At 60.5% G+C, this 22,222-nt stretch carries 7 protein-coding genes and 3 pseudogenes; 2 read left to right on the top strand and 8 right to left on the bottom strand.

The features are described 5' to 3' along the window. The first annotated feature begins 103 nt into the window (after nt 1-103). Nucleotides 104-487, top strand: a complete 384-nt coding sequence (locus ACYZT3_RS01790; RefSeq protein WP_462031371.1) for a DUF6124 family protein — start codon at nt 104-106, stop codon at nt 485-487. A 109-nt stretch (nt 488-596) separates the two neighbouring features. On the opposite strand, the gene ACYZT3_RS01785 is transcribed toward ACYZT3_RS01790, so the two are convergent. The 8 genes and pseudogenes from ACYZT3_RS01785 to ACYZT3_RS01750 form a co-directional block, all read right to left on the bottom strand. Then, the gene (locus ACYZT3_RS01785) at nt 597-1,472 is read right to left on the bottom strand and encodes an ABC transporter permease (RefSeq protein ID WP_462032328.1); all 876 of its coding nucleotides are present in this window, start codon (nt 1,470-1,472) and stop codon (nt 597-599) included. Between the two features lie 42 nt (nt 1,473-1,514). Beyond that, nucleotides 1,515-1,715, bottom strand: a pseudogene (locus ACYZT3_RS01780) (ABC transporter ATP-binding protein); the annotation flags it as partial. Between the two features lie 208 nt (nt 1,716-1,923). Then, a pseudogene (locus tag ACYZT3_RS01775) lies at nt 1,924-2,601 on the bottom strand (ABC transporter substrate-binding protein); the annotation flags it as partial. Further along, nucleotides 2,579-3,218 (bottom strand): annotated as a pseudogene (locus tag ACYZT3_RS01770) (TauD/TfdA dioxygenase family protein); the annotation flags it as partial. The pseudogenes ACYZT3_RS01770 and ACYZT3_RS01775, both read right to left, overlap by 23 nt. Before the next feature lie 291 nt (nt 3,219-3,509). After that, complete coding sequence (locus ACYZT3_RS01765; protein ID WP_462030744.1) at nt 3,510-4,505, bottom strand: IS110 family RNA-guided transposase; 996 nt, start codon at nt 4,503-4,505, stop codon at nt 3,510-3,512. Between the two features lie 312 nt (nt 4,506-4,817). Further along, entirely contained in the window at nt 4,818-6,185 is a 1,368-nt protein-coding gene (locus ACYZT3_RS01760) for an HlyD family type I secretion periplasmic adaptor subunit (protein ID WP_282383317.1), read from the bottom strand. Continuing rightward, nucleotides 6,175-8,331, bottom strand: coding sequence for a type I secretion system permease/ATPase (locus ACYZT3_RS01755; protein WP_282383314.1), 2,157 nt, complete (start codon nt 8,329-8,331; stop codon nt 6,175-6,177). The genes ACYZT3_RS01760 and ACYZT3_RS01755 overlap by 11 nt, the downstream gene beginning before the upstream one ends. Nucleotides 8,332-8,373: 42 nt before the next feature. Further along, entirely contained in the window at nt 8,374-9,726 is a 1,353-nt protein-coding gene (locus ACYZT3_RS01750) for a TolC family outer membrane protein (RefSeq protein ID WP_282383313.1), read from the bottom strand. Between the two features lie 359 nt (nt 9,727-10,085). Between ACYZT3_RS01750 and ACYZT3_RS01745 the strand changes: the two genes are divergently transcribed. Next, nucleotides 10,086-22,121: a retention module-containing protein gene (locus tag ACYZT3_RS01745; RefSeq protein WP_462031370.1), complete on the top strand. Its 12,036-nt coding sequence runs from the start codon at nt 10,086-10,088 to the stop codon at nt 22,119-22,121. Nucleotides 22,122-22,222 lie beyond the last annotated feature (101 nt).

Genomic DNA, 22,222 nt, shown 5'->3' with positions numbered 1-22,222 from the left:
GTCTGGCGGTTTACTCGGTCTTGCACCCCGCACATAGCTGCCACCCTAACTTCGCGTGCAAGCGAACCGGGTCAGCGCCTTTTTTAAAAAATGAGGTCAGACCATGTTCAAACCAACGCCGAATCCTCCAGAGAACTCTGGAACCGATTCCGAAGATTCTCTCGAAGCCGAAAAACTCAAAGAAGCCGCCGACCGCGCCTTCGCCCACTACTTCCCCCCGACCATCGAAAAACCGCCCAAGCACCGCAAAGGCAACCTCTTCACCGTCGCCCCCGATGTCAACACCGAAACCCTTCTGGCCAACGCCTCCGAAGACCTGCTGTCCATCAGCGCCATCGCTGCCAATCTGGCGGACGATGTGGACGGGACACGGCGCTCGGTAGCCCTGGCGCTCAGCCGCATGGCCGATGGCGTGCAGTTGCTCGTAGAGCGAGCGCTGGATCATTGGGAGGAGTCAGAGATCATGCAGGCTCGGGTCAAGGTTTAGCCGGGGAGATTTGTGGTGAATTGACCGCCGCCATTGTCGTATCGCCGCCCGGAACGAGCTTGCTCCGGGCGGCGATACGACGATGGGGTCTGACCAGACGCCGCAGCACTTAGCGTTGCATCCCCCAACGCTTCACCGTCACCCGCTCCAAGGTGTCGAACACCAGATTTTCCACCAGCAAGCCGATCAGGATCACGACCGCCAACCCGGCAAACACTTTGTCGGTGTACAGCTCATTACGGTTCTGGAAGATGTACCAGCCCAAGCCACCCTTGCCGCTGGTGGCGCCGAACACCAGTTCGGCGGCGATCAGCGTGCGCCAGGCAAAGGCCCAGCCAATTTTGAGTCCGGCGAGAATCGATGGCAGTGCTGCCGGAATCAGGATGAACAGCACGAAACGCATGCCTTTCAAACCGTAATTGCGCCCGGCCATGCGCAGGGTTTCCGAAACACCGAGAAACCCGGCATAGGTGTTCAACGCCAATGCCCAAAGCACCGAATGCACCAACACGAAAATCAGGCTGTTCTGCCCCAGGCCGAACCACAACAGCGCCAGCGGCAACAGCGCAATCGCCGGCAGCGGGTTGAACATCGAGGTCAACGTACTCAGCAGATCGCGACCGAACTGCGTCGACACCGCCAGGGTGGTCAGGGCCAATGCCAGCACGATGCCGATCAGGTAACCCTTGAGCAACACCACCAGCGAAATCCACACCTTGCCCAGCAACTCGCCACTGAGCAGACCGTCATACAGCGCGCTGCCGGTTTGCAGAAAACTTGGCAGCAACAGGTCGTTGTTCTGAACACGGGCAACCACTTCCCAGAGCACCGCGAGCAAAATCAGGATCAGGCTTTTGCGCACCCAGCCCTGTTGCCAGAGGCGCTGACCCAGTGGCAGCTCACGTTCCAGCGGCACGCTTAGCAGCAATTCTTCCTGCATCTTGCGGCGGGTCAGCGCATCGAGGGCGGCGAAGGGTTCGTCCATCAAGAGGATTTTCGGCTGCATCGCCAACGCCCGGGCGATCGCTATACGCGCCTTCATTCCTCCAGACAGAGTATGCGGATAAGCATCGGCAACCGCCGCCAGACCGACCTTGTCCAGATGGTGCAGCGCTCGCTCCTCGGCCTCTTTGCGCTTGAGCGTCCTGGACGCCAGCAGCGGAAACATCACGTTCTGTTTGACGGTTTTCCACGGCGGCAACTGGTCGAATTCCTGGAACACCACGATCCGGTCCGGCCCCGGGGCATTAACGGTTTGCCCCTGAAGATGAATCTCGCCCTCACACGGCAGCCCGAACCACCCGCTGAGGCGTGCGGTATTCGAGGCTGACGTTGTCGACCGACAGCAGCGCTTGGGCTGCCGCGATCGGTTTGCTGACCGTGTGGCCTTGCAAAGGGGCGTTCATCTCGGTCAGCTCCCTTGCAGCGGTTTGGCGGTCAGCCGCCGCGCCCTTATCGTTCTGAGCAAACTCGGCGGCTTCCGTCAGTGCTTGGACAGACGCTTTATAGGTTTTCGGGGTTTCGTCGCGGAATTTCTCGGTGGCGAACAGCACCGTCGGCGAGTTCGGGCCGAGTACGTCATTGGAATTCAGCACAACGTGGACGTTAGGGTTGGCCAGCTCTTGATCCTGGTACGGCGGGTTGGAAAAGTGTCCGGTCAACTCGGTGCCGCCGGCAATCAAAGCCGCCGTGGCGTCGGGGTGCGGAACGGCGACGGTGTACTTGTCGAGGCGATTGAATTCCTTGTCGCCCCACTGCTTGGCGGCCGCGTATTGCAGGATGCGCGACTGCACCGACACGCCGACCGCCGGCACCGCGATGCGGTCCTTCTCGGTGAAATCGGCGATGGTTTTGACCTTGGGATTGTTGCTCACCAGGTAGTAAGGGAAGTTGCCGAGGGAAGCCACGGCTTTGACGTTCTGCTTGCCGTGGGTGCGGTCCCAGATGGTCAGCAGCGGACCGACGCCGGCACCGGCAAAGTCGATGGAACCGGAGAGCAGCGCATCGTTGACAGCGGCACCGCTGGAGAGCTGGGTCCAGTCGACCTTGATGTCGATGCCTTCCTGCTTGCCGTACTTCTCGATCAAGTTCTGATCGCGCACGACGTTGAGCAATCGGGTGGACCACTTCAGCGACCTGCGCCAGCTGTTCCGGTGTCAGCGTCGGGCGCCAGTTGCCTTCGAATTTGCTCTCGCTGTAGCGCGCGGTGTAAGCGTGCGCCGCCGATCGGCCTTCGACGGCTTTGCGCAGCGCTTCGGGCAGGTTGTCCCAGGCTTTGTGCATATCGGCGAAGAGCGTGTCGCCGCCTTCGGACGGCAGCTCTTGGGCGTGCAGCATCGAGCCCAGGCTTGGCAGCTCTTTATAGGAAAGGTCGGAATGCCAGAACTTGCCGGCGTCACCGAGGCCGATGGATTGGCCGTTTTCGATGATGTTGGAAACGATGAGAATTTCCGGATGCCCGGCCAGCAGGAATTGCTTGAGCACATGGATCTGCAACACGCCGAAACGGCGGCTGAAGGCGATGTGCTGCTCGGGGGTAATGCGTTGGTCGCGGAACACCACGACGTGATGATCCAGGTGCGCGCGGTGGATGCGGGCGAAGTCCGGATCATTGATCGGGCGGGACAGGTCGAGGCCGATGATTTCGGCACCGACGGCGCCACTGAACGGGCGGATGTCGAAGGTTTGCGGCGATGTTCGCGGCGCTTGGGGAAGCCGTTGCTGCAGACATAAATCACTCCCACGCACGGCACGCTCAAGGGCGCGCGCGTCGATCAAGAAACTCACGGAGGTCCCGTGTTGGTTCGTGTCGTGCGGCGCGCCGATTGGTCGGCAGGTACGCAGGAGGATGACTTTATAGATATAAGAACTGAAATTTAAATACCGTTAGCGAATAACGATATGGCTTTTGGAATGCGCCGTTCTTGAGGACGCTTTCGCGGGCAAGCCTCGCTCCTACAGAGGTTTGTGTCGTATGCCAAATATGTGAACGATACAAATCCTGTAGATACTCTGTTCACGGTCAAGCTTTCGCGAGATGTTTTTCGCTAAAAAGCTTGGCCGTATCAAATTCTTCGCCGGAGCGCATGCAAGCCCATAAACCCGTCAGGTACTTGCGCATCACCGCTCCAATGGCCTGCATTTTCTTCTTGCCCCGGGCCACCAGAGCTTCGTAGAAGGCTTTCACGTTCTCATCGCAACGGATTGCCGTCATTGCCGGCATGAACATCGCTGCGCGTAAGTAGGCGTTGCCACATTTCGACATTCGGCCAGGGCGGTTCACACTTGTTCCTGACTGGGTCAATCTCACGTCCAGCCCCGCATAACGGCTCACCTGTGCCGATTTGAGCGTTACAGGTAGCGTCGTCAACTCAGCCAGTGCAGCAATCGCTGAAGCCTCTCCCACGCCGGGTGCCGCCATCATGCAGCGAAACTGCAAGGTCAGGTTCGGGCACTTGGCGATGGCGTCGCGCGCAGCCTTTTTCAAACGGTCAACGCGTATATCCAATGCAGCAATCGCGTCTTTCTCATCTGCGATTAGCAACTCAATACTCGTATCTGTCGCTTGTAGCGCATGCAGCTCATTCTTGGCTCTGGTCCGATGGCCAATCAGTCGATTGATATGACGGCCAATCGCACGCAGCATCATTTGATCCGCCGTAGGCGGGACCCAAAGCCTGGGTGCCATGCGCTCGCCATATTCAGCCAGCAACTGCGCATCGATCTGGTCAGTCTTGCTGTTTTGCAACATCAACTTGGCAAAGTTGTGGAAGCTTTTTGGGTTGATCACCGAGACCGGTAAGCCCGCGGCATGCAACTCCAACGCAAGATCCAGGTAGTAAATACCGGTGGCCTCCATGACCACGCTCAGCGGTTTGAGGCCCATCATCTTATTCACCGCGGCCTTACGACCCTTGGGCGTGTGCTGAATGTCCCACTGGCCGACTGTTTTGCCGTTCTGCCGCCATCCCATGGCAGACGTTTTGGCACCAATGTCTATGCCGACATGAGTATTCATGCTTTTCACTTCCCTGACTTTAGGTAAGATTGCTTCCGGTTCCCCCGACCTCGAACTTCATGCCACTGCAACCTTGTAATGCGAAGTCCGACTTGTCGGCTTCTCGATACTCTTCGTGGTGGGCAATGAGGCGGGGGGGCCTCTCTACAGACAAGGTCAGGAGCAAATCCTGCCTTCAGGAGCGATCGGCCTCCCCCAGAAACGCACTTGCTGTTGAATGAATCCTTGAGCGTAACCTCTCTCGCTGGAGTCAGGGTCAACATACAAGGAGCGAGGCTTGCCCGCGAAGAGGCCGTCAGCTGCGCTCGAGAACTACCGCTCGTGCAGCGCTTCAGCCCGCGCCCGAATAATCGGTTTCAGCAAATAGCTCAGCACGGTCTTTTTGCCGGTGATGATGTCCACCGAAGCCACCATCCCCGGGATGATCAGCAACGGCTTTTCATCCGTCCCCAAGTGGCTGCGATCGGTACGCAGTTTGATGATGTAGTAGGTGGTTTTCTTGTCTTCGTCGGTGAGGGTGTCGGCACCAATCTGCTCAAGCCTGGCTTTGAGCCCACCATAAATGGTGTAGTCATACGCCGTGAACTTCACCGTCGCTTCTTGCCCCGGATGCAGGAACGCGATGTCTTGCGGGCGAACTTTCGCCTCTACCAGCAAGGTGTCGTCCAGCGGCACGATTTCCACCAGGTCGCTGCCCGGCTGGATCACGCCACCAATGGTGTTCACCAGCAATTTGTTGACGATACCGCGCACCGGCGATGTCACCAGCGTCCGGCTGACCCGGTCTTCCAGCGCCTTGCCAGTGGCCTGGGCCTTGTTCAGATCAGTGCGTGCTTCATTGAGTTGAGTCAGTGCTTCGCTGCGGAACTTGCCGCGAGTCTCGTCGATCTTGCGCTGCACTTCCTTGATCGCCGATTGGGCGCGAGGAATGGCCAGGGTGGTCGCGTCCAGTTGCCCGCGGGTTTCAACCTCGGCGCGCTTGAGTCGCAGCACTTCAACCGGCGATACCGCGCCCTGGGCCACCAACGGCTCGGACATGTCGATTTCCTGACGCTGCAACGCGAGGCCGTTACGGTACTGCGACTGCTTGGAGGTGAACTCGCGCAGCTCTTGCTGACGCTGGATCAACTGCTCCGCCAAACCACCAATCTCATCGTGCAGTTGCTGACGGCGACTGATGTACAGCGACTCCTCGCTGGCCGCCTGACCAGGTACGGCCTTCAGCACGTCAGCGGGGAAATTCAGCGGACGGTCATCGACTTCCGCGCTCAAGCGCTCTACTCGCAGTAGCATCGACAGCCGATCGGCTTCGGTTTCGCCGACGTTGGAGGCGAATCGCGTGTCGTCCAGGCGAATCAGCGGCGCGCCGGCCTCGACGATCTGCCCTTCGGTCACGAACAACTCGGAGACGATACCGCCCTCAAGGTTCTGGATTTTCTGGATCTTCGACGACGGAATCGCCTTGCCGTCGCCCTTGGTGACTTCGTCGATCACGGCGAAGTTGGCCCAGAGCATCAGGAACACGAAGAAGCCGATGATTGCCCAGATGGTCAGCCGCACCACGCGTGGGGCGTCTTCGATCAGCGCTTTATTGACCTCGGGAAGTGGCTGGCCATGCAGCGACTCGGAGCCTTTGAAATAACGGCCGATCGAATTCTTGAAACCCGACTTAAGCAACACTGATCTGCCCCTTCTTCAACGCTTCCATTACAGCGGCTTTCGGGCCGTCGGCGAGAATCTGCCCGCGGTCGATGACGATCAGCCGATCCACCAGCGACAACAGCGAAGCCCGGTGCGTCACCAGCACCACGGTCTTGTTTTCAATCACCGCCGCGAGGCGTTGCTTGAGGCGTTCTTCACCCGTGTTGTCCATGGCGCTGGTCGGTTCGTCGAGCAGCAGGATCGGCGGGTTGAGCAGCAACGCACGGGCCAGGGCAACGTTCTGGCGCTGACCGCCAGACAGGTTCTGCCCACGCTCGCCGACTTGCAGCTCATAACCTTGCGGGTGCAGACGGACAAATTCGTGGACGCCGGCCAACTCGGCAGCTTGCAGCACCATTTCGTCTTCTACATAGCGCGCACCCGACACCAGGTTGTCGCGCAGGGTCCCGGCGAGCAGCTGGATGTCCTGAGCCACGTAACCGATGTTGTGGCGCAATTCGCTGACGTCGATCTGGCGGATGTCGACGCCATCCACCAACAGCGCGCCGTCGTCCGGCTGGTAGAGGCCTACGAGCAATTTGGCCAGGGAGCTTTTACCCGAGCCGCTGCGACCGATAATGCCGATCTTCTCGCCAGGCTTGATGATCAGGTTGATGTTCTTCAGCGCTGCGTTCTGTTGGTTCGGGTAAGTGAAGTTCATCTGCCGGCACTCAATGGCGCCTTGCAGGACCTTGCGGCTCAGTGGACGCTCCTCGAAGTTGCGCTCTTGCGGCAGCTCCATCATCTGATCGACCGAGGTCATGGTCACCCGCGCTTGCTGGTAGCGGGTCAGCAGGCCAGACAGCGAGGCCAGCGGGCTGAGGGCGCGGCCGCTGAGCATGTAGCAGGCGATCAAACCGCCCATGCTCAGGTGACCGTCGATGATCTGGTACACGCCGAAGACGATCATGATCACCCCGGCCAGTTGCTGGATCAGCAAGGTGATGTTCATCGCCAGACCGGAGAGCATTTTCACCCGCAACTCGAGGCGGCTGAGGGTGCCGATGGTCTGCTCCCACTGATACTGGCGTTCGCTTTCGGCATTGTTGACCTTCACTGCATCAAGGCCGGCGAGGGTTTCGATCAGGCTCGACTGACGCTCGGCGCCCAGGGCCATGGTCCGTTCCATGGTCGCCACCAGCGGTTTCTGCAGCGCATAGCCAATCAGCAAGGCAATCGGGAACGCCAGCACCGGAATCCACACCAGATGCCCGCCGAGAATCGCGATGACCATGAAGATCAGCAGCGTAAAAGGCAGGTCGATCAGGCTGGTGAGGGTCAGTGAGGCGAGGAAGTCCCGCAGGCTCTGAAACTCATGGATGTTCTGGGCAAAGCTGCCGACCCGTGCCGGGCGGTACTTCATGGCCATACCGACGATGCGCTCGAACAACGTGGCCGAGATGATCAGGTCGGTTTTCTTCCCCGCCAAGTCCAGACAGAGGCTGCGCAGGCTCTTGAGGATCAGGTCGAACAGGTAAGCCCCGGTGATACCGATGGCCAACACCCACAGGGTCGATTCGGCCTGGTTCGGCACGACGCGGTCGTAAACGTTCATCACGAACAGCGGCGCGGCCATGGCAATGATGTTGATCAGGAAGCTGGCGGCGATGGCGTCGGCGTACAGCCAGCGCGAACGCTTGAGGGTGTCGCGGAACCACGAGCGCGCACGCGGGATCAGCGTGCCGTGATTGACGTCGAATTTGTGCTGGGGTTGAGCGAAGAACACTTTGCCGATGTAGTCATCGGCCAGCAGCTCGCGGCTGACAACGCTTTCGCCGCCATCGCTTTCGCTGAGCAGCAGCCGCGCCTGGTCGTCACCTAGCCAACCGAGCAGGACGGCACTGCGGCCATCCTTGAGCAGCAACAGTGCCGGCATGGCAATCGCCGGGATCTGCTCCAGTTTGCGTACCAGCACCCGCCCTTGCAGACCGGCGCGAGCGGCCGCGCGGGGTAGCAGTTCAACACTCAGACGCTGCTTGGGCAACGGCAGGCCGGTGGTCAACATCGCGGCGCTGGCCGGTTTCTGATGCAGGGTGCAGAGAGCCAGCAAGCCGTCCAGTAACGGATCGTCGTGCAGCGCGCGTGGATCATGACTGAGTTGAACTCGACTGACTTCTGATTCCACGCTCGGCACTCTTGGCTAACAATTGAACAATGAAGGTTCTGCTCAATTCATACCGGGCAGTTGAACCTTCGGCTTCACGTCGTTTTGCACAACGGATGCCAACGGTGCGACCACTCCCTGGCTCTTGAGCAACTCGCCCATGGTCGCCTTGATTCGGTACTGAGTAAATAACTGAATGTTTTTGATCTCCGCCAGGCGACGAGAAGCCGAGAACAGCTCGTTTTCACTGTCGAGCAGGTCGAGCAACGTGCGCTCGCCGAGACCGAACTGCTTCTGATAGGCGGTGCGCACGCGGGTGCTGTGATCGACATATTGCTGGGCGATCGGCACTTGAGCATTGGCATTGTTCAAGGCATTCCAGGCCAGACCCAGCTCTTCGTTCAACACGCGCAAGGCGTTGTTGCGAATATCCAGTGCCTGGTTGGACAGGTAGGACTTGGATTCCAGATCAGCCTTGTTACTGCCGCCGGCATACAGATTGAAGCGCATGCGCAACATGGCCTGCCATTCATTGCTGTGACCGTTCTGGCCGTCGAGATCGTTGTCGGCACTGCGACCCAATTCGGCATCGAAGCGCGGGTAGAAGCTCGACTTGGCGGCTGCGTACTGTTTCTCGGCAGCGGCAATGTCAGACTCGGCGGAACGCAGGATCGGGCTGTTTTCCAGCATCTGCGCCCGGGCTTCATTGAGGTTGGCCGGCAACAGCGCCATGAAATCGGCAGGACGCTCCAGCTGATCGGGCATCTGGCCGACGGCGCTGAGGAAGTTGGTCTCGGCGTCGGCCAGGTTGGTCTGCTCGGTGATCAGGTTGTTGCGGGCCTGAGCCATACGCGCTTCGGCCTGATCGAGGTCGGCGCCGCTGCCCACGCCGCGCTGGGTGCGCAGTTTGATCTGGTCGAAAATCCGTTCGTGGCTCTTCAGGTTGTCGGTCGCCAGGCGCACGAACTCACGGCGGGTCAGTACATCGAGATACACCTGCGCGACGGTGAGCGCAGTGCGTTCGGACGTGCCCAACAAAGAATAAGCGCGGGAGTTAACGGTGGCTTGTTGACGCCCCACTTCACTCGACGTCGCAAAACCGTCAAAAACCATTTGCGACAACCGCACACTCGACTCGCTGCGGTTCAGGGTTTCCCAGTGATTGTTGTTGCCGGCAGCACGCGTGGTGACGCTGTCAGTGCCTTCGCGACCATAACCGCCCAGCAGATCGACCCGTGGCAGGTATCCACCTTTTGCTGCCTTTAACTGATAATCCGCGGCCAATCGACTGTTAACGCCTGCCTGGATTTCCGGATGGACATCCAGTGCCTGTTGCATGGCCTCCGGAAGGGTCTGCGCCTGAACAAAACTGGCGGCTACGGCGAAGGGTAAAGCCTTGAGCAGGTGCAAGCGCATTATTGAAGTTTCCCGGAATTGCTTGTCTTGAATCACTGCAGATGGTGCCGCTGCATCGGATGATGACAACTGGAATGACCGTATGTCGGAAAGTTGAATGTTGGAACTGAATCACACTCTGCGAGAGCGGTCGGCGCCGAAATATCAATGTGACATTACAGAGGCGAGTGTTTAGGATGACAGGCGCAAGGTCAATAGTTTGGCATAAAGTTTATAGCGAAAAAATACAGCCAATTTATTGACGAATAACCGCGTCAAAGTTGTGCCTCTAATATCTTGAAAGTACATCCAGACTGAACGCGATCAACCGCTCTCAGGTCCATGGACGTCTACTGAATGTGACACCCGGAGAGTCTTCAATGAGCAGTGTTGTGGCCATCGTCAAAAGCATTGTCGGTCAGGTTTTCGCTGTGTCCCCAGAGGGCGTGCGCCGCGTACTCGTTGAAGGCGATCGGTTGTTTGTCGGCGATCAGGTAGACACCGGTGCGGCTGGCGCCATTACGCTCGAACTGGCTGACGGCCGGACCCTGGACCTGGGCCGCGACACTCAATGGAGCGGCAGCGATTCGGATTCCAGCACTGACCTTGCACAAGCCACTGCACAAGCCGCGCCATCGGTTGAAGAGCTGCAGCAAGCCATCGTTGCCGGCGCCGACCCGACCACCGATCTTGAAGCCACCGCGGCCGGCCCGACGGCTGCCGGCACGGGCGGCGCGGCAGGTGGCGGCCACAGCGTTGTGATGCTGGACGCAACCGCTGGCCGGGTCGACCCGACCATTGGTTTCCCGACTGCGGGCATCGGCACTGCCGCTTTGGCTGCACAGAACACCATCGGCGGCCAGACTGCCGATACCAGCGCCAACGTGCAGCGCGAGTCGACCCTGGCCTTGAGCGCCACGCCGACCATCACCGAGGCCGGTGGTGTGCTGGTTTACACCGCGACGCTGAGCCAGGCTCCGCTGACGGACCTGATCATCACGTTATCCAACGGCTCGGTGATCGTGATCCAGGCCGGTCAGTTGACCGGTACCGTCAACGTCCCGCTCGCGCCAAACGACACCGTCTATAACGATCCGACCCAGATCGACGTGACCGTCACCGGCACCACGGGTGGCAGCGGCATCATCGTCACCCCGCCGACGACCCCGGCCGTGACCCAGGTCACTGACACCGTTGATACCTCCACGGTCACCTTGACCGCCGGCGCCAACGTTACCGAAAGCGGCCAGATCACCTACACCGCGACCTTGACCAACCCGGCCCAGACGCCGGTCACCATTACGTTGTCCAACGGCTCGATCATCACCATCGACGCCGGTAACACAACCGGCAGCGTGAACGTGCCGACACCGGTCAACGATGCCTATAACAACGGCAGCACGGTCACCACCACCATTACCGGTGCCACCGGCGGCAACTTTGAAAACCTGGTGCCAAACCCGGCCCCGGCCGTGACCACCATTACCGATTCGCCGGACACCACCACCGTCACGCTGACGGCGGGTTCGACGGTCACCGAAGGCGGCCAGATCACTTACACCGCCACCCTGACCAACCCGTCTCAAACACCGGTCACTGTCACCCTGTCCAACGGCTCGACCATCACCATCGAAGCCGGCAAAACCACCGGCACCGTGAACGTCGACACCCCGGCCAATGACGTTTATCAGAACGGCAGCACCGTTAGCACCACGATCACCGGCGCCACCGGCGGCAATTTCGAGAACCTGGTGCCGAGCACCGCGCCAGCGGTCACCACCATTACCGACTCGGCCGACAACACTGGCTTGAGCCTGACTGCCACGGGTACCGTCGTCGAAGGCGGCCAGATCACCTATACCGCGACACTGACCAACCCGGCGGGCACGCCAGTCACCGTGACCCTTTCGAACGGCGCAGTCATCACCATTGCTGCCGACGCGACCACTGGCAGCGTGACCGTCGACACCGCAGCCAATGACGTTTACAACAATGGCAGCACCGTCAGCACCACCATCACCGGAACCACCGGCGGTAATTTCGAGCAGTTGACCCCGAGCACCGAGCCGGCGCTGACCACCATTACCGACTCCAAGGATGAGACCGGCCTGAGCCTGTCGGCGTCCACCGAAGTGGCCGAGGGCGGTCAGATTGTATACACCGCGACCCTGACCAATCCGGCCGGCACGCCAGTCACCGTGACCCTTTCGAACGGCGCGGTCATCACCATTGCTGCCGACGCGACCACTGGCAGCGTGAGCGTCCCGGCACCGGCCGATGACGTCTACAAGGACGCCGGCAAAGTTGAAGCGACCATCAAGGACGCCACGGGCGGCAACTTTGAGAACCTGGTCACCAACCCGGCGGCTGCGGTCACCGAAGTGACTGACACGATCAATACGTCGACAGTCAGCCTGACGGCCAATAGCACTGTGGCCGAAGGCGGCACCGTGGTTTACACCGCGTCCGTCACCGCGCCAGTGACCGGTTCGCCGGTTGTCGTGACCTTGTCCAACGGTCAAACCATCACCATTGCGGTGGGTTCGAGCAGCGCCAGCGTGAACTTTGTTGCGCCAAACGATGCCCTCGCCGGCGGCGGCTCTCTGAGCGTCAAAATCAACGACGCCAAGGGTGGCAATTACGAGAAGCTGGAAGTCGACGGCAAGCCTGCGAATACCTCGGTGACGGATTCTGCCGACACCACGACTGTTAGCCTCAGCGCGACTGAGTCGGTCGCTGAAGGTGGTTCGATCGTTTACACCGCGAACCTGACCCACGCTGCCGGCACTCCGGTCACCGTGACTCTTTCGAACGGCGCGGTGATTACCATCGCCGCCAACGCGACCAGCGGCTCCGTCACCGTCGATGCGCCGAAAGACGACGTCTACAATGACGCCGGCAAAGTTGAAGCGACCATCAAGGACGCCACGGGCGGCAACTTTGAGAACCTGGTCACCAACCCGGCGGCTGCGGTCACCGAAGTGACTGACACGATCAATACGTCGACAGTCAGCCTGACGGCCAATAGCACTGTGGCCGAAGGCGGCACCGTGGTTTACACCGCGTCCGTCACCGCGCCAGTGACCGGTTCGCCGGTTGTCGTGACCTTGTCCAACGGTCAAACCATCACCATTGCGGTGGGTTCGAGCAGCGCCAGCGTGAACTTTGTTGCGCCAAACGATGCCCTCGCCGGCGGCGGCTCTTTGAGCGTCAAAATCAACGACGCCAAGGGTGGCAATTACGAGAAGCTGGAAGTCGACGGCAAGCCTGCGAATACCTCGGTGACGGATTCTGCCGACACCACGACTGTTAGCGTCAGCGCGACTGAGTCGGTCGCCGAAGGCGGTTCGATTGTTTACACCGCGAACCTGACAAACGCTGCTGGCACGCCAGTGACCGTCACCCTGAGCAACGGCGCGGTGATCACCATCGCCGCCGGCGCCAACAGCGGTTCCGTGACCGTCGCCGCCCCCGCCGATGACGTCTACAAAGACGCCGGAAAAGTCCAAGCCACCATCAAGGACGCCACGGGCGGCAACTTTGAAAACCTGGTCAAAGACCCGGCTGCGGCCGTCACCACCGTCACCGACACCCTCGACACTTCGGCGGTCACCCTGACCGCCACCAGCAGCGTGGCCGAAGGCGGCACCGTGGTTTACACCGCCTCTGTCGGCGCACCGGTCACCGGCTCGCCGGTTGTTGTGACCTTGTCCAACGGTCAGACCATCACCATTGGCATTGGCAAAAGCAGCGGCACGGTCAATGCCGTGGTCTCTAACGATGTGCTCAGCGGCCATGCGCCGTTGACCAATTCGATCACGAAAGTCAGCGGCGGCAACTACGAAAACCTGGTCGCGGATAAAACCTCGATCAGCACCAGCGTGACCGACACCGTCGACACCACCACCCTGTCGCTGAGCGCCACTGGCAACGTCAAAGAAGGTGGCCAGATCACCTACACCGCCACCCTGACCCATGCGGCCGGCACCCCAGTGACCGTGACGTTGAGCAACGGCGCGACCATCACCATCGATGCCGGTAAAACCACCGGCACCGTGAAAGTCGACGCACCGAAAGACGACGTCTACAAGGACGCCGGCAAACTGGAAGTCACCATCAAGGACGCCGCGGGCGGCAACTTTGAAAACCTGGTCACCAGCCCGACCCCGGCCGTGACCAACGTCGCCGACACAATCAACACGACGCACCTGACGCTCAGCGCTGAAAAAACTGTACTTGAAGGCTCGCACATCACCTACACCGCGACCCTCACCAACGCCGCGCAAACGCCGGTGACCGTCAAGCTGAGCAACGGCGAGACCATCACCATCGACGCCGGCAAAACCAGCGGTTCGGTCACCATCGCGGCGCCAAGCGATGACGTCTACAAAGATGCCGGCAAACTCACCGTAAAAATGACTGATGCCAGCGGTGGCAACTTCGAAAAACTCGACATCAGCAAGGCGTCAGTAAGCACCACCGTCAAAGACACGGTCGACACGACGTCCCTGTCCCTGTCGGCCAGCCACACCGTCAGCGAAGGTGGCCAGATCACCTACACCGCCACCCTGAACAACCCGACAGACACGGCCATGACCGTGAAGTTGAGCAATGGCGCAGCGATCAACATCGCCGCTGGCGCCACCACCGGTTCGGTCAACTTCGCCGCTCCGGCGAACAGCCCGTACATCGACGGCGGCAAAGTTCAGGCTACGATCGCCAGCCAGAGCGGCGGCAACTTCGAAAAAGTCGTCGTCAATCATTCGCCGGCGGTCACCACGGTCACCGATTCTGCCGACACCACTGGCCTGAGCCTGAGCGCCACCGGTTCGGTCGCCGAGGGTGGTTCGATCGTCTACACCGCGACCCTGACCAATGCCGCTGGCACCGCCATGACCGTGACGTTGAACAACGGTGCGGTGATCCACATTGCCAAGGGCGCCACCACCGGTTCGGTGAACTTCGCCGCACCCAAGGATGACGTCTACAAAGACGCCGGAAAAGTTGAAGCCAGCATCACCAAGACCACCGGCGGCAACTTCGAAAACCTGGTGGCCGACAAGACCCCAGCGGTTACCGACGTGACCGACACCCTCAATACGTCGACAGTCAGTCTGACGGCCAACAGCACTGTGGCTGAAGGCGGCACCGTGGTGTACACCGCGTCTGTCACCGCGCCAGTGACCGGTTCGCCGGTTGTGGTGACCTTGTCCAACGGCCAGACCATCACCATTCCGGTCGGATCGAGCAGCGCCAGCGTGAAATTCACCGCACCGAACGACGCACTGGCTGGCGGCGGTTCGCTGAGCGTGAAAATCGACGGCACCACCGGTGGCAACTACGAAAACCTGGTGGCGAATCAAACCCCGGCAGTCACTTCGGTGACCGACGTTAAAGACACCACCACCCTGAGCCTGAGCGCTACGGATTCGGTAGCGGAAGGCGGTTCGATTGTCTACTCCGCGACGCTGACTCACGCTGCCGGCACTCCGGTTACCGTGAATCTGTCGAACGGCGCAGTGATCACCATCGCCGCCAACGCTACCAGCGGCTCCGTTACCGTCAAGGCACCTGCCGATGACGTCTACAAAGACGCCGGCAAAGTTGAAGCGACCATCAAGAACGCCAGCGGTGGCAACTTCGAGAACCTGGTCACCAGCCCGGCGGCTGCGGTCACCGAAGTGACTGACACGATCAATACGTCGACAGTCAGCCTGACCGCCAACGGCACTGTGGCCGAAGGCGGCACCGTGGTTTACACCGCGTCCGTGTCTGCTGAAGTCACCGGCTCGCCGGTCGTTGTGACCTTGTCCAACGGCCAGACCATCACCATTCCGGTCGGTTCGAGCAGCGCCAGCGTGAACTTTGTTGCGCCAAACGACGCCCTCGCCGGTGGCGGTTCGCTGAGCGTCAAAATCAACGACGCCAAGGGCGGCAACTTCGAAAAACTGGAAGTCGACGGCAAGCCTGCGAATACCTCGGTGACGGATTCTGCCGACACCACGACTATCAGCCTCAGCGCGACTGAGTCGGTCGCTGAAGGTGGTTCGATTGTTTACACCGCGAACCTGACCAATCCGGCCGGCACACCAGTTACCGTGACTCTTTCGAACGGCGCAGTGATCACCATCGCCGCCAACGCTACCAGCGGCTCCGTCACCGTCAAGGCACCTGCCGATGACGTCTACAAAGACGCCGGCAAAGTTGAAGCGACCATCAAGAACGCCAGCGGCGGCAACTTCGAAAACCTGGTCACCAGCCCGGCGGCTGCGGTCACCGAAGTGACTGACACGATCAATACTTCGACGGTCAGCCTGACCGCTGACGGCACTGTGGCCGAAGGCGGCACCGTGGTTTACACCGCGTCCGTGTCTGCTGAAGTCACCGGCTCGCCGGTCGTTGTGACCTTGTCCAACGGCCAGACCATCACCATTCCGATCGGTTCGAGCAGCGCCAGCGTGAACTTTGTTGCGCCAAACGACGCTCTCGCCGGTGGCGGTTCGCTGAGCGTCAAAATCAACGACGCCAAGGGTGGCAATTACGAGAAGCTGGAAGTCGACGGCAAGCCTGCGAATACCTCGGTGACGGATTCTGCCGACACCACGACTATCAGCCTCAGCGCGACTGAGTCGGTTGCTGAAGGTGGTTCGATCGTTTACACCGCGAACCTGACCAACGCCGCCGGCACACCCGTGACCGTGACGTTGAGCAACGGCGCCGTGATCACCATCGCCGCCAACGCTACCAGCGGCTCCGTCACCGTCAAGGCACCTGCCGATGACGTCTACAAAGACGCCGGCAAAATTGAAGCGACCATCAAGAACGCCAGCGGTGGCAACTTCGAGAACCTGGTCACCAGCCCGGCGGCTGCGGTCACCGAAGTGACTGACACGATCAATACGTCGACAGTCAGCCTGACCGCCAACGGCACTGTGGCCGAAGGCGGCATCGTGGTTTACACCGCGTCCGTGTCTGCTGAAGTCACCGGCTCGCCGGTTGTGGTGACCTTGTCCAACGGCCAGACCATCACCATTCCGATCGGTTCGAGCAGCGCCAGCGTGAACTTTGTTGCGCCAAACGACGCTCTCGCCGGTGGCGGTTCGCTGAGCGTCAAAATCAACGACGCCAAGGGTGGCAATTACGAGAAGCTGGAAGTCGACGGCAAGCCTGCGAATACCTCGGTGACGGATTCTGCCGACACCACGACTATCAGCCTCAGCGCGACTGAGTCGGTTGCTGAAGGTGGTTCGATCGTTTACACCGCGAACCTGACCAACGCCGCCGGCACACCCGTGACCGTGACGTTGAGCAACGGCGCCGTGATCACCATCGCCGCCAACGCTACCAGCGGCTCCGTCACCGTCAAGGCACCTGCCGATGACGTCTACAAAGACGCCGGCAAAATTGAAGCGACCATCAAGAACGCCAGCGGTGGCAACTTCGAGAACCTGGTCACCAGCCCGGCGGCTGCGGTCACCGAAGTGACTGACACGATCAATACGTCGACAGTCAGCCTGACCGCCAACGGCACTGTGGCCGAAGGCGGCATCGTGGTTTACACCGCGTCCGTGTCTGCTGAAGTCACCGGCTCGCCGGTTGTGGTGACCTTGTCCAACGGCCAGACCATCACCATTCCGGTCGGTTCGAGCAGCGCCAGCGTGAACTTTGTTGCGCCAAACGACGCTCTCGCCGGTGGCGGTTCGCTGAGCGTCAAAATCAACGACGCCAAGGGCGGCAACTTCGAAAAACTGGAAGTCGACGGCAAGCCTGCGAATACCGCGGTGACGGATTCTGCCGACACCACGACTATCAGCCTCAGCGCGACTGAGTCGGTTGCTGAAGGTGGTTCGATCGTTTACACCGCGAACCTGACCAACGCCGCTGGCTCGCCAATGACCGTGACCCTGAGCAACGGCTCGGCAATCACTATCGACGCCGGCAAAACCACCGGCACCGTGACCGTCCCGGCTCCGGCCGATGACGTCTACAAAGACGCCGGCACCGTGCAGGCGACAATCACTAAAGCCACCGGCGGTACCTTCGAGAACCTGGTCACCAGCAGCACGCCTGCGGTCACCAATGTCACCGATACCATCGACACCTCGACAGTCAAACTGACCGCCACCGTTACTGCAGCTGAAGGTGGCACCGTCACCTACACCGCGACGGTCGGCCAGCCTGTGACTGGCGCGCCGGTCACCGTGACGTTGGCCAATGGTCAAAACATCACCATCGAAGTCGGCAAAACCACTGGCACCGTGACCACCCTCGCACCCAACGACGCGTTGACCGGCCACACTCCGCTGACCAACTCGATCACCAACGTCAGCGGCGGTAACTACGAAAACCTGGTCGCTGACAAAACCCCGGTCAGCACCACTGTGACTGACACCGCTGACACGACCAACCTGACTCTGAGCGCCACCAACTCGGTCGCCGAAGGTGGTTCGATCATCTACACCGCCACCCTGACCAACGCCGCCGGCACACCCGTGACCGTGACGTTGAGCAACGGCGCCGTGATCACCATCGACGCCGGCAAAACCACCGGCACCGCGACCGTCGATGCGCCGAAGGACGATGCTTACAAAGACGCTGGCTCTGTTCAGGCGAGCATCAGCACCGCGACCGGCGGCAACTTCGAGAACCTGGTCCCTAACAAAACGGCAGTCGTGACCAACGTCACCGACACCGTCGACAAGACCGAAGTCAGCATCACCGGCAGCACCTCGGTGACCGAAGGTCAGACCGCCAGCTACACCGTCAACCTGACTAACCCGGCGCAGACCGAAGTCACCCTGAAAATCGTCTACAGCGGCACCGCCGCCGACGGTTCGGACTTCGCCGGCGTGTACACCGTGAAGATTCCGGCCGGCGCGAGCAGCGCGAACTTCAACGTCGCGACCCTGGACGACAGGATCACCGAACGCACTGAAAACTTCGTGGTCAAGATCGATTCGGCCACCGGAGGCAACTTCGAAAACCTGGCAATCAGCGGTTCCAACGGCAGCGTCAGCACCTCGATCATCGACAACGATGCGCCGCCGGTGCTCGACCTGGATGCCAACAACTCCAGCGGCGCCACCGGTGCCAACTACAACGTGACGTTCACCGAAGGCACCACCGGCCAAGGCGTATCGATCGGCGACACCGACCTGACAATCACCGACCCGGACAGCACGCTGCTGACCGGCGCGACGATCGTGCTGACCAACCGTCAGGAGGGCGATGCGCTGAACCTGGGCAACAGCGTCAACGGCATCACCATCAATGCCAACAGCACGAATGGCACGGTCACGCTGACCCTGTCCGGTAGCGCGACACTTGCCGACTACATGCAGCAGATCAAGAACATCAGCTTCACCAACAGTAGTGAAAACCCGAGCAGCGTGCCGCGGATCATCACCGTGTCCGTGACGGATGGCAGCAACTACTCCAACACCGCGACCACCACCGTCAACGTAGTCGGCGTGAACGATGCACCGACTGCCGCACCGGTTAACGTCACCGGAACCGAAGACACCCCGCTGATTCTCGGCTGGTCGACCTTCGGCGTCAGCGATGTCGACAGCGCCGCCGCCAACCTGGGCGTGAAAATCACTCAACTGCCGGGCGAAGGCAAATTGCAGTTCCTGGCCACTGACGGCAAGACCTGGACCGATGTAGCGAACAACCAGACGTTCACCAAGGCTGACATCGACGCTGGCAAGTTGCGCTTCCTGCCGGATACCAACGAGTCCGGCAGCAACGGCTACAACGCCGGCCTGGGTAACAAACTGGCGGACTACGCACAGATCCAATTCCAGCCAACCGACGGCTCGCTGCTGGGCAACACCGGCACGATCAAAATCGACATCACGCCAGTGGCCGACGCGCCTTCCCTCAACGTTGCGGACAACAGCGTCAAATCCACCGGGCTGATCAAAGAAGTCTGGACCGGCCTGTCAGGCCTCGGCACCGATGGCAGCGGCGCGTCTTCGGGCACGCTGAAAAGCGTCATCGACGGCGCGGGTAAACCGAACTCCAGTGGTACGGTGACCAACGTGCAGTCCGACGGCAGCGTCGCGGCTGGCACGGCGTCGAAAACCTCCGGCCTGATCTACCTCGAAGCTGGCAAGACTTACACCTTCAGCGGCACCGGCGATGACAGCCTGTTGGTGACCATCGGCGGCAAGAACGTCGCGGCCATCACGTGGGGCGCGGGCGGCAAGCTGAACGGTTCGTTTATCCCGACCACCAGCGGTTACTACACCCTGGACATCTACCACCACAACCAGAACGGCCCGGGTAGCTATGACGTCAACCTGTCGGTCAACGGCAGTGCCGCGGTCGACCTGAGCAGCGCCGGCGTGCCGCTGTACACCGGCGTGGCGGACCTTGCCGCTTCCGGCGTGACGGTGTCCGATTTGCACGGCACCAGCGGCGAAGGCTACTACGAAGGCTACAAACTCAATGAAGCCGCGGAAGGCACCAGCGTTCACCTGTCTGCCATCAAGACGGCCCTGACGGATATCGACGGCTCCGAAAGCCTGAGCGTGAAGATCAGCGGTATTCCGGCAGGTTCGGTGCTCACTGATGGCGCCGGCCACACTTTCACCGCCAGCGCGACATCCGGCGAAGCCAACGTCACGGGCTGGAACCTCGGCTCCCTCACCGTCACTCCGCCGCCGTACTACAACGGCCAGTTCAACCTGACCGTAACCTCGACCTCCACCGAATCGCTTGGTGGTTCGGCGCAAAGCACCGCGACGATCCCGGTCACGGTTTACCCGGCGGTCTACAACGCCGTCACCGCCACGGCGGCTGACGACACCATCAGCGGCACTGACGGCAACGACATCATGGTCGCCGACATCGGCGGGCTGACCGTGGTGCCGGGCACCAACTACAACATTGCGTTCATGGTCGACAGCTCGGGCAGTATGAGCCCGTCGTCGGTCAGCTCAGCCAAGGACTCGCTGACCTCGGTGTTCAACACCCTCAAACAGAGCATGGGCGGCAATTCGGGAACGGTGAACATCTTCCTGGCGGACTTTGATAACCAGGTCAACAAGTCGGTGTCGGTCAACCTGAACGATCCGAATGCCCTGATCCTGCTCAAAGCGGTACTGGATTCGATGGCTTCCGGCGGCGGTACCAACTACGAGGACGTGTTCAAAACCACGGCCAACTGGTTCCAGAGCGCCGATGCCGTTGCCAACAAGGGCGCGACGAACCTCACGTACTTCATCACCGACGGCAAACCGACTTACTACCAGAGTGATGAATCGACCAACCCGAATCTGTATAACGGCGCCAAACTCGACAGCGTAATCACCACCAGCAACTACCAGTTGGGCAAAGCGATCAGCCTGTACCCGGACAGCAACCACCAGATCGATATCACCGCTTCGGGCAACGTCACAGTCTGGACCAAGTCCGGCGACGGCTGGTCAAATAAAGATTTCGGCACACTGCACGCCCAAGGCGATGGTACGTATGAGTTCTCGTCCCGCGGTGGCAACGGCAGCAGCACCGGCTCCAGCGCCATCGACAACTCCACCGACAGCTTCGCGCTGCTGAGCAAGGTCTCGACGGTAGAAGCCATCGGCATAAATAAAGACGTCACCCTTGCCGATCTGAAGCCGTACGACTCGGATAAAACACCGCAAACCAACATCGACCCGAAAGACCTGGCCAACTCGATCATCGGGCACACCGAAGCGACGATGCCTGGCGCCGACACGGTCAATGGTGGCGACGGCAACGACATCCTGTTCGGCGACCTGGTGAGCTTCAACGGCGTCGCCGGCGAGGGTTATCAGGCCCTGCAAGCGTTCGTCGCCCAGCAAACCGGCGTAGATGTCAGCAAAGTCACCACCAGCAACGTGCACCAGTTCATCACCGAGCACTACACCGCGTTCGATATGTCGGGGGCGCATGACGGTAATGACTCGCTGCTGGGCGGTGCCGGCAATGACATTCTCTTCGGCCAGGGTGGCAACGACCTCCTCGACGCCGGCAAGGGCAATGACATCCTGCTCGGTGGTTCGGGTAACGACTCGCTGATGGGCGGCCAGGGCAACGATATTCTGATTGGTGGTTCGGGCGCCGACACCTTCGTCTGGAAGGCTGGCGACACCGGCAGCGACGTGATCAAGGACTTCAAGGCCAGTGAAGGTGATCGTATCGACTTGCGCGATCTGCTGCAGGGCGAAACCGGCAGCACCATCGACAACTTCCTGAAGATCACCACCGTGGACGGCGTTTCGTCCCTGCAAGTCAGCTCCGCCGGCAAGTTCAACGGCGCCGACGCCGCAGCCGCGGCACCGGATGTGACGATCAAACTGGAAGGCAACAACTGGTCCACCGCCAACATTCACTCGTTGATTGCCGGCAGTGACCCAACCATCAAGATCGATCACAACAACAGCTGATCCAACGAAAAACGGCCGCCTTTATGGGGCGGCCGTCAGTTTTGCGCCCATCAACCCGGTGACGATTTCGTCGCCGCACCGCATACTCGCGTCCAGTTGGC

It is taken from the genome of Pseudomonas sp. MDT1-16, assembly GCF_054898115.1.
Note: the sequence above shows the minus strand (reverse complement) of the source record. Positions and strands in the feature narration are given on the sequence as shown.

Excerpts from the sequence above, each read along its gene's own strand:
- ACYZT3_RS01790 (WP_462031371.1), top strand. The coding sequence starts at position 104 with ATGTTCAAACCAACGCCGAATCCTCCAGAGAACTCTGGAACCGATTCC.
- ACYZT3_RS01785 (WP_462032328.1), bottom strand. The coding sequence starts at position 1,472 with ATGGACGAACCCTTCGCCGCCCTCGATGCGCTGACCCGCCGCAAGATG.
- ACYZT3_RS01765 (WP_462030744.1), bottom strand. The coding sequence starts at position 4,505 with ATGAATACTCATGTCGGCATAGACATTGGTGCCAAAACGTCTGCCATG.
- ACYZT3_RS01750 (WP_282383313.1), bottom strand. The coding sequence starts at position 9,726 with ATGCGCTTGCACCTGCTCAAGGCTTTACCCTTCGCCGTAGCCGCCAGT.
- ACYZT3_RS01745 (WP_462031370.1), top strand. The coding sequence starts at position 10,086 with ATGAGCAGTGTTGTGGCCATCGTCAAAAGCATTGTCGGTCAGGTTTTC.